This window comes from uncultured Sphingomonas sp. (genome assembly GCF_946477935.1).
GTDB lineage: Bacteria > Pseudomonadota > Alphaproteobacteria > Sphingomonadales > Sphingomonadaceae > Sphingomonas.
Genome location: NZ_CAMLAC010000159.1, coordinates 1 through 8,378 on the forward strand (window position 1 = coordinate 1; position 8,378 = coordinate 8,378).

The window sequence follows — 8,378 nt, forward strand, 5'->3', positions numbered from 1 at the left end:
CGAGCGTCCAGTCTTGGCTAGCGGCAAACCAGCATCGAACGGTCGATTCTGGGTCCTAACGCTGTTCGGCGCATCCTCGCCCTGCGCGTGATAGCCTCGACAGTCCGTTAATAGACCAGAATAGATCGGGCCGCCTGGCGTTCCGGAACTAACCTTGCTCATGCCGCTAAAGCGGCGTTCAGCTAGGCTGCGCGGCTTCGCCAAGGACGCGCGAGAGCTCCTCGATGGAGTAGGGTTTCCGGAGAAGCCGAAGCCCCTTCGTCCCTTCCTGAGCAAGAACGTGACTGTAGCCGCTGGTCAGCACCACCGGCAGCTTAGGGTAGCGCTGCGCCACCTCTTCTGCGAGCTCGATGCCGGAACGGCCGGGCATCACGACGTCAGTGAAGACGACGTCAAAGCGGTCCGGCGCCTTCTCCAGCTCGGCGAGCGCGGAGTCGACATCCTGTGCCCAGTGCGATCCATGGCCAAGCTCGGCCAGCGCCTGCATGGCGAACTCGCCAACGTCCGCGTTGTCCTCCACGACAAGCACGCATGCGCTCTTGTCCAGTCCCTTCGCCTCCGGGCGCTGCTGTTCGACCCGCTCCTCTTCGTTGGACGCAAAGGGCAGATAGAGTGTGAACGTCGTCCCGGCACCGACATCGCTATTGACGGCGAGATCGCCTTCTGACTGCTTTGCGAAGCCGAAGACCTGGCTGAGGCCCAGACCCGTTCCATGCCCCACGCCCTTCGTCGTGAAGAAGGGATCGAAGATCTTGTCGAGGTGTTCTGCCGCGATACCCGACCCGGTATCCGAGATCGACACGGCGACGTGGGGTGCGCGCACCGGCGGGTGGCTCCGCATTGCGGGAAGCACAGGAATGATACTCACCCGGATCGTCAGCTGACCCTCGCCATCCATCGCGTCTCGTGCGTTGACGGCCATGTTCACGATGGCGGTATCGAACTGGCTGGGGTCAGCAAGTACGAGCGTCGCCGCGTCAGGCAGTTCGTAGCGGGTCTCGATGCGCGAACCGGTCAGGGTCCTCAACATGCCTTGCAGCGCCCTGACGTTCTCGGCGACGTCGAATACCTGCGGCTCCAGCGACTGACGACGTGCGAAGGCGAGGAGTTGGCTCGTGAGTTTAGTCGCGCGTTCCGCAGTGTCGGCGATGGCATCGACGTAGCGAATGCGCTTGTCGTCGGTGAGGCCAGGACGGCGCAGCAGGTCGACCGAGCCGCGGATGACGGTCAGCAGGTTATTGAAGTCGTGCGCGACGCCGCCGGTCAGCTGGCCAACGGCCTCGACCTTCTGCGACTGGCGCAGCGCGTCCTCGGTCCGGCGCAGCACCTCGTCGGCCTCCCGCGCAGCTGTGACGTCGCGGCCAAAGGCGAAGATCTCGCCACGGTCGGGGGCCGCAGCCCAAGAGATCCAGCGATAGCTGCCGTCTTTATGGCGGAACCGGCATATGTAGGGCGGCAGCTCGCCGACCTGCGCGATCGCCAGAGCCCGCTCGGCTGGCGCAACGTCGTCTGGATGAAGAAAGTCGGCTGCCGACCGGCCAACGACTTCCGCTTCCGAATAGCCGAGATTGGCTGACCAGGCGGGGTTCGCCCGCTGATAGACGCCGTTCGGGTCGGCTACGACGAGCAGATCCGGCGAGGCGGTCCATAGACGTTCTAACTCGGCCGAGCGCTTCTCGACTTCCACAGCAAGATCATGAGCCCGGTCGCGGAGCTGCCGCTCCCTGTCCACGCGTTCGGTCTGGTCGAGCAACGCGCCGATCATGCGGATCGGCCGGCCGGTTTCATCCCGTATGGCGAATCCTCGATCGCGAACGTCGGCAAAGCTGCCGTCCGCCCGCAGAAAACGATACTCGTCGACCCAGTCCGTGTCGCCACTGTCGATGACTGCGTGGATGCTCGCGTCCACCCTCGCGCGATCGTCGGGATGGATGTGCTGGATCCACCAGGCACCGGTGGGCTCGACCTCCTGTAAATCATGACCGTAGGCGCGCTCGATGGCCTCGTTCCACGTGACGTGGTCGCGCACGAGGTCCCAGTCCCAGATGGCATCGTTGGTCGCGCGATTGGCAAGGCGAAGGCGCTGCTCGGTCTCACGCAGCCGCGCCTCGGCCGTGCGAGCTTCCGTCACGTCCTGGACCGTGCCGAGCAGGCGTATGGGCTTATCATCCTCGAAGATCGCCTGTCCGCGAGCCGACACATGCCGCAGCAGGCCATCCTCAATCCCGATCGTACGGTATTCAGTCTCGAACCGGCCGCTCCCTGCGGGGTCGAGGGCGGCCTGCACGTCGGCGTCTGCATGCACGCGGTCGTCGGGATGCACACCGAGCAGGAAAGCCTCGTCGTATGAAACGGGAGCGCCGGCCGACAGGCCGAACAGCGCACGGCAGCCGTTGTCCCAGTGCAGCACGCCGCCGGCTATGTCGTAGTCGAAGGTGCCGAGACGCGCCGCGGTCGTCATCATCTCGGCGGAACGGCGCGCGCGCTGCAGCGCCACCTTGGTCTCATGCTCGGCGGTGATATCGCGCACCGCTTTCACGAAGCCAGCGCGGTCGGCGCCCCTGAGCACCGTCATCGCACCGTGCGCGTAGAAGCGGGAGCCGTCCTTCCGCAGGTGCCAGCGTTCGTCGGAGGCCCGGCCTTCCGCCTTCGCGGTCGCGAACTCGCGATCTGCCACGCCCGCCGCCCGGTCCTCGGGGGTGAAGAAGCGGTCGGCTCGGCTGCCGCACATGTCGGCCTCGCTCCAGCCGAAGATGCGCTCCGCACCCGCGCTCCAGTGCGTGACGAAGCCCTCCGCATCCATGGCGATGATCGCGTTGTCGATCGCCGAGTCGACGATGGCATGGTAGAGCGCCTCATCCCGACTCCACCGACGCTGCGCTTCCTCAAGCGCCAGCGCCTGCGTTCGGATCTCGATCGCCTCGCTGTTGCCGATGAGTTCGACGACCTGCTCGGCAAGAAGCGCCAGCGCATCGATCTGCGCAGGTTCCAGTCCACCGGGGCGCGGCGCAGTATCGATCGCGCATAGGCTGCCGAGCGCATGACCATCCGACGTCACAAGCGGCGCGCCTGCGTAGAAGCGAATGTGCGGCTCGCCAGTCACTAGGGACATGCCAGCGGTGCGGGGATCCGCGGCCAGATCATCGATCTGGAACACGTCCCGCTGCCTGATCGCAAGGGCGCACACCGACGTATCGAGGGCAGTCTGATCGACCGCCACCCCGTCCCTAGCCTTGAACCACTGCCGGTCGGCATCGACTAGGCTCACCAGAGCGATGGGAACGCGGCAGACGTTCTGCACCAGTGCGACGATACGGTCGAAGCGCCGATCGGTCGGGGTGTCCAGAATGTCGTGCCGTCGCAGGGCGGCGATGCGGTCGGCCTCGCTCGAGACCTGAGCGTGATTCGAGTAATCTTCAGTCGACACGATGCGGCTTCGCGGAGGGCGGCGGACCAGGGGGATGTCATCGCTGCCGCCCCCCGGCTGCCAGCGATCGACCGTCTTTTAGCAGCAACATGCGTCGATGACCAAGGCAAAGCGGCCGTATCAGTCCTTGTTCATCATCGCGTCGACCTTGGTCGTGAGCGCTTCCAGCGAGAACGGCTTTGTCAGCAGCTCCATACCCGGCTCCAGGTGGCCGTTGCCGACCGCCGCATTCTCCGCGAAACCGGTAATGAAGAGGACCTTGAGGCCGGGACGCAGGTGACGGGCGGCGTCCGCGACCTGTCTGCCGTTCATGCCACCGGGCAGCCCGACGTCCGTGATGAGCAGGTCGATCCGAGCACCCGACTGAAGCACCTTCAGCCCGGCCGCTCCGTCGGCGGCGCCGATGACCGTATAACCGAGATCGTCCAGCACCTCGTCGACGAGGTGCCGGATCGCCGCCTCGTCGTCGACGACCAGTATCGTCCCGCTGCCCGCCGCGGCCGTTCCGCCAGTCATATCTCCCTCGACGTCGGACGGCATCTCGTCGGCGTGCCGCGGCAGGTAGATGCACATGGTCGTGCCCATGCCGACCTCGGAGTAGATCCGGACCTGTCCGCCCGACTGCCGCGCGAAGCCGTAGATCATCGAGAGGCCGAGACCCGTCCCCTGGCCGATCGGCTTGGTCGTGAAGAACGGCTCGAACGCGCGCGATGCTGTTTCCGCCGACATGCCGGTCCCCGTGTCGGTGACGCAGATCGAGAGATACTGCCCAGGGGGAAGGTCGCGCTCACGGGCGGCGCGAGCGTCGAGCCATCTGTTGGCCGTCTCGACGGTGATGCGACCGCCTTCCGGCATGGCGTCGCGGGCGTTGATGCAGAGGTTGAGCAGCGCGTTTTCGAGTTGGCCTGCGTCGATGTTTGCCGGCCAGAGACCGGCTGCACCGACGATCTCGAGGGCGATCTCCGGACCGATCGTGCGCCCGAGCAGATCCTCCATCCCGGCAATCAGACGATTTACGTCGGTCGGCCGTGGATCGAGCGTCTGACGACGCGAGAAGGCGAGCAGCCGCTGGGTCAGCGACGCCGCCCGTCGTCCGGCACCTTGCGCTGCCAGAATGAAGCGCTCGAGATCCTCCAGCCGGCCGGCGGCGAGCCGCATCTGGATGAGCTCGAGGTTGCCCATCATTCCCGTCAGCAGGTTGTTGAAGTCGTGGGCAAGACCTCCGGTCAGCTCGCCGACTGCCTGCATCTTTTGAGCCTGCCGCAACGCCTCCTCGACGCTGTGCTGCTCCGTCAGGTCGCGGCCGATGATATAGAAGAGGTCAGAGCCCGCGTCCGGCACCGCGTCCCACATGATCGTCCGGGCGGTGCCGTCCTTGGCCAGCACGTGGTCGACGAACCCGGCTACCACCTCGCCGGCCTCCAGACGCGCGACCACGTCGGCCGTCTCCGCATGATCGGCGGGATCGACGATCTCGACGAACGGGCGGGAGAGCAGTTCGCGCTCGCTCCAGCCGAGCAGGCGTTCCCATGCAGGGTTTACCTGGACCAGGTGGCCGTCGAGCCGGGCTGTCGCCATCAGATCGTTGGTCAGCTGCCATACGCGGTCGCGCTCGGCCGTGCGCTCCTCCACCCGCTGCGACAACTGGCGGTTGGCCTCGTGCAATTCCGCCTGGCTCTTCTCGAGCGCGGCATCGGCGAGCACGCGCGCGGTCGTCTCGTTGGTGAAGATGAAGAGGCCCGCCACCTCGCCCTGCGGGTCGAGGATGCGCGAATAGGAGAACGTGAACCAGGTGTCGGCAGGACCCCTGTCGGTATCGAGCTTCCAGGGCAGATCGACGAACCGCTGGCTGCGACCGGCGAACGCCTCGTCGATGATGGGCTTGGCCTGCTCCCACGCGTCGGCCCATACTCCGTCGAAACAAGAGCCCATCGCCCAGGAAAGACGCGGGCCTAGCAGCGGGAAATACGTCTCGTTAAAGAAGAAAGTGAGCTGTTCGGTGCCCCACGCCAGGATCATCGACTCGGGCGAGTTCAGCACGGTACTGAGTGACGTCTTGAGGATGTCAGGCCAAGCGTCCGGCGATCCTAGCGGATGCCCGGACCAGTCCCGTTCGAGGATGAGACTTGTCGCTTCGCCCCCGCCGGCGAGAAAGCGCAGCTGTTCGGGAAGAGTCGCCGGATCGCGGTATAAGTTGGAAATCATGGCCTTCTGCGCCCCCTAACAGAAGCACAGGCCTTGTCACACCAGCAATAAACGGCTCGTTGGGAAAACATGGTAGCTCAATCGGCGTCCACTCGGTCCTGCCACCGACTTGGACCGGGATGAACAAACGTCAGGATTCGAACAAGGAGAGGGGTGCCGCGAGCGGCCGGGTTTGGGTCAAGCTATTGACGCAATTACTATGAGTATCACACCAATGGTCTTTGCTCAGTCGTGTGTTTTCGACAGGAATGAGGCTATCGTTGCATGAATTGACCGGTTGCCATAGCGACTGACGCGCTGGGCAGATCGCCGGCTTAACGAGGGGGTGGTGCGTGGCTTCCGATGAGGATCTTCTGGGCCAGGAATACTTCCATCTTCAGAAAGTCATAGAGGACTATGATACCAAGACACTTACGGTAAAGGCATGGAGCGTGACCTTCAGCGCCGCGGCCATCGGCTTCGCCTACGATAAGCACGAGCGCGTCATTCTAGTGGTCGCCTTGGCATCCTCGCTCGCGTTTTGGGTGATGGAAGCGCTTCTTAAGGCGAACCAGCAAGCGTATTACCGTCGTATCGGCGAGATCGAGATTCACTTTTCGGGAGGTGAGCGGCGAAAGCCGTTGCAGATCGGGGCGGCTTGGGAAGCCGCTTTTAAAGCAGCGGGTGGCTACGGTCGGATTTCATCGCTGATGCGGTGGCCCCACGTTTTCATGCCCCATTCGGCGATCGCATTGCTCGCTTTGGTGCTATTGCTCGTTATCCCGCCAGCGCCCCTCCAAGCTCCGCCGCGGCTTACAGCTGATCCGGTTGGCATCGCCAAACCGGCGTCCCCTCCTCCGCCAATCGAGCGCGTTGGTCGCATTAGCGCTCTGCCTGAACGAGCACCGCCGCACTAAGGCGCGTGCAACTTAGGGTCAGGAGGGGTGATCATTAATGGTAGACGATCATGCACCAAAAACAGTTCACGCGGAAATGAACGAATGTCTGCAGTTGGGAAGCGGGGAAGGGCGCGCGAATGTCCACTTGTGGGTCGGAATAGCGGGACGATGACCAATGGCTTGGTGTCACAACCGTTCGGTTGTGACACCGGCAATACGGCGCAATTGCCGATCATATCTCCGAGGCAGGCGGCGCGAGTGTTCCGAGCCAGGCGACAAGTGCGAGGATCATGACGGCGTACCCTGTTTCTACGGCAAGGCTATGACGGAGATGTCTGATCGCGCCTTGCTGATCCGATGTCGCAATCGACCGCTCGAATGCGGGCGTCAGGCGAAAGCGGTTTAGCGACGCCAATCCCAGCATCACGCCAAACAGGGCGAGTTTTGCGAGAAGGAGCCGCCCATAGAGCGTCGTGACGAGGCTCGACAGGTTGCCTATGCCGACCAACAGCCCCGCATTGACCAGCCCCGAGACGATGATCGTCGCGACGAATATCGTCCCGGCCAACGAGAAACCATCGAGAGCCCGGTGCATCAGCATGAGACGGGTAGCGTCAAGGCGGCGTGCGGGGCGCGCTATCATCAGGCCAAGCGCCATAAGTGCTCCTATCCATGCGCCTGCCGCCAGCAGATGGATCGCGTCCGCCACCAGATGCACCCAACCGGTCACGGCATCGTCCATTGCACCGTGTCCGGTCCAGGCCAGCGTCGTCAGGGCAATGCCTGCCGCAACAGTCGCGGAGACGAGCGCGAGGGGACGTTTCGGTCCCCACCAGGCGACGAGGGAAGCATAGGCCAGCGCACCCATGCGCGCTTTCCAGGCCGTCCCGATCGAGGTGCCAGACAGGATCATTGAGATCGCATCATGGTCGATCGGCCAAGCAGGCGTTCCAGCCATCGCGGCAGCAAGCAGGGCCATGGCGACACACGACAGGATGAGGCCGGTTATTCCCAACCCGATCAGCCAGGCCCGCAGGGCGAACGCGTTGCGACGCTCGTCTCTCCGAAGCCCATAGAGGCTGAAAGCCGGAAGGCCGAACAGTCCGCCCAGCGCCAGATAGAGGGCGAAACGGAGCGCGATCAGCGGCCAGTCGGCTTCCACCTACTTCACCGCAAAGGCGATATTGCCAGTGACGCGATGCGTGTCGGCCGAGACGACATGCCATGCGACGCTATAGCGACCCGCGGCGAGCGGCGCCTTGGGCGTGACGATGAGGGTACGGCCGTCCCCGCCGACCGTCGCCACCGCGGCGACCTTCATCGGCGCGTGATCGGTGCCGCCATGCCCGGTCATAACGAGGTCCGCGCCCGAGAACTTCGGCATCAGCTTCTCGCTGAATTGCAGCGTCACGCGCGCAGGCTTGGCGACGGTCGCGTTCGGCTCCGGCGAGGCCGACAAAAGCTTGGGATGAGCCTGGGCAACACCGGCAATGCCGAGAAGGACCAAGGCGGCAGGAAGGAAGATGCGACGCATGGGACTACTCCGTGGGTTCGTGTCCTACTTACGCGGCCCGATCGCCGACCCCTCATCGGCGACATGAGGGATGATGGGCAGCCATGCGTAACGAATGTTAGAGGGGTGGAGTGGAAAGCATGGACGATCTGGACAGAGCATTGGCGAGGCTGGCGGACGCACCCGCCCCGGCAGCGCTGGACGGTATGGAGGCGCGGGTCCTCGCCCGTATCGGCACGCGGCCGGTGGTGCGTCAGGCCGGGCTGGGCCTCGGCGTGGTAACGGTTGCGGCACTGGCGATGGGTATGATCGGCGCCGAGTTGCCCGCATCCGCCAGCCCGGCCTGACGCACCAC

6 protein-coding genes are annotated in these 8,378 nt (G+C 64.4%); 2 read left to right on the plus strand and 4 right to left on the minus strand.

All coding sequences use genetic code 11. The features are described 5' to 3' along the window. Positions 1–178: 178 nt before the first annotated feature. A complete protein-coding gene (locus Q0U08_RS14635; RefSeq protein WP_298092190.1) occupies positions 179–3,427 on the minus strand; it encodes a PAS domain S-box protein in 3,249 nt (1,082 codons plus the stop codon). Between the two features lie 120 nt (positions 3,428–3,547). After that, positions 3,548–5,632, minus strand: a complete 2,085-nt coding sequence (locus Q0U08_RS14640) for an ATP-binding protein (protein WP_298092191.1) — start codon at positions 5,630–5,632, stop codon at positions 3,548–3,550. Positions 5,633–5,964: 332 nt separating this feature from the next. On the opposite strand from Q0U08_RS14640, the gene Q0U08_RS14645 reads away from it, so the two are divergent. Then, positions 5,965–6,528 carry a hypothetical protein gene (locus Q0U08_RS14645; RefSeq protein WP_298092192.1) on the plus strand — a complete coding sequence of 188 codons (564 nt, stop codon included), beginning with the start codon at positions 5,965–5,967 and terminating at the stop codon, positions 6,526–6,528. A gap of 214 nt (positions 6,529–6,742) precedes the next feature. On the opposite strand, the gene copD is transcribed toward Q0U08_RS14645, so the two are convergent. Beyond that, positions 6,743–7,672, minus strand: a complete 930-nt coding sequence (copD, locus tag Q0U08_RS14650; RefSeq protein ID WP_298092194.1) for a copper homeostasis membrane protein CopD — start codon at positions 7,670–7,672, stop codon at positions 6,743–6,745. After that, on the minus strand, positions 7,673–8,044 hold the full coding sequence (copC, locus tag Q0U08_RS14655) for a copper homeostasis periplasmic binding protein CopC (RefSeq protein WP_298092197.1): 372 nt from the start codon (positions 8,042–8,044) through the stop codon (positions 7,673–7,675). It lies immediately after the preceding gene. A 119-nt stretch (positions 8,045–8,163) separates the two neighbouring features. Here copC and Q0U08_RS14660 point away from each other — a divergent pair, with 119 nt between their 5' ends. Continuing rightward, the gene (locus Q0U08_RS14660) at positions 8,164–8,370 is read left to right on the plus strand and encodes a hypothetical protein (RefSeq protein WP_298092199.1); all 207 of its coding nucleotides are present in this window, start codon (positions 8,164–8,166) and stop codon (positions 8,368–8,370) included. Positions 8,371–8,378 lie beyond the last annotated feature (8 nt).

Coding starts and splice junctions, on each gene's coding strand:
- Q0U08_RS14640 (WP_298092191.1), bottom strand. CDS start 5,632: ATGATTTCCAACTTATACCGCGATCCGGCGACTCTTCCCGAACAGCTG.
- copC (WP_298092197.1), bottom strand. CDS start 8,044: ATGCGTCGCATCTTCCTTCCTGCCGCCTTGGTCCTTCTCGGCATTGCC.
- Q0U08_RS14660 (WP_298092199.1), top strand. CDS start 8,164: ATGGACGATCTGGACAGAGCATTGGCGAGGCTGGCGGACGCACCCGCC.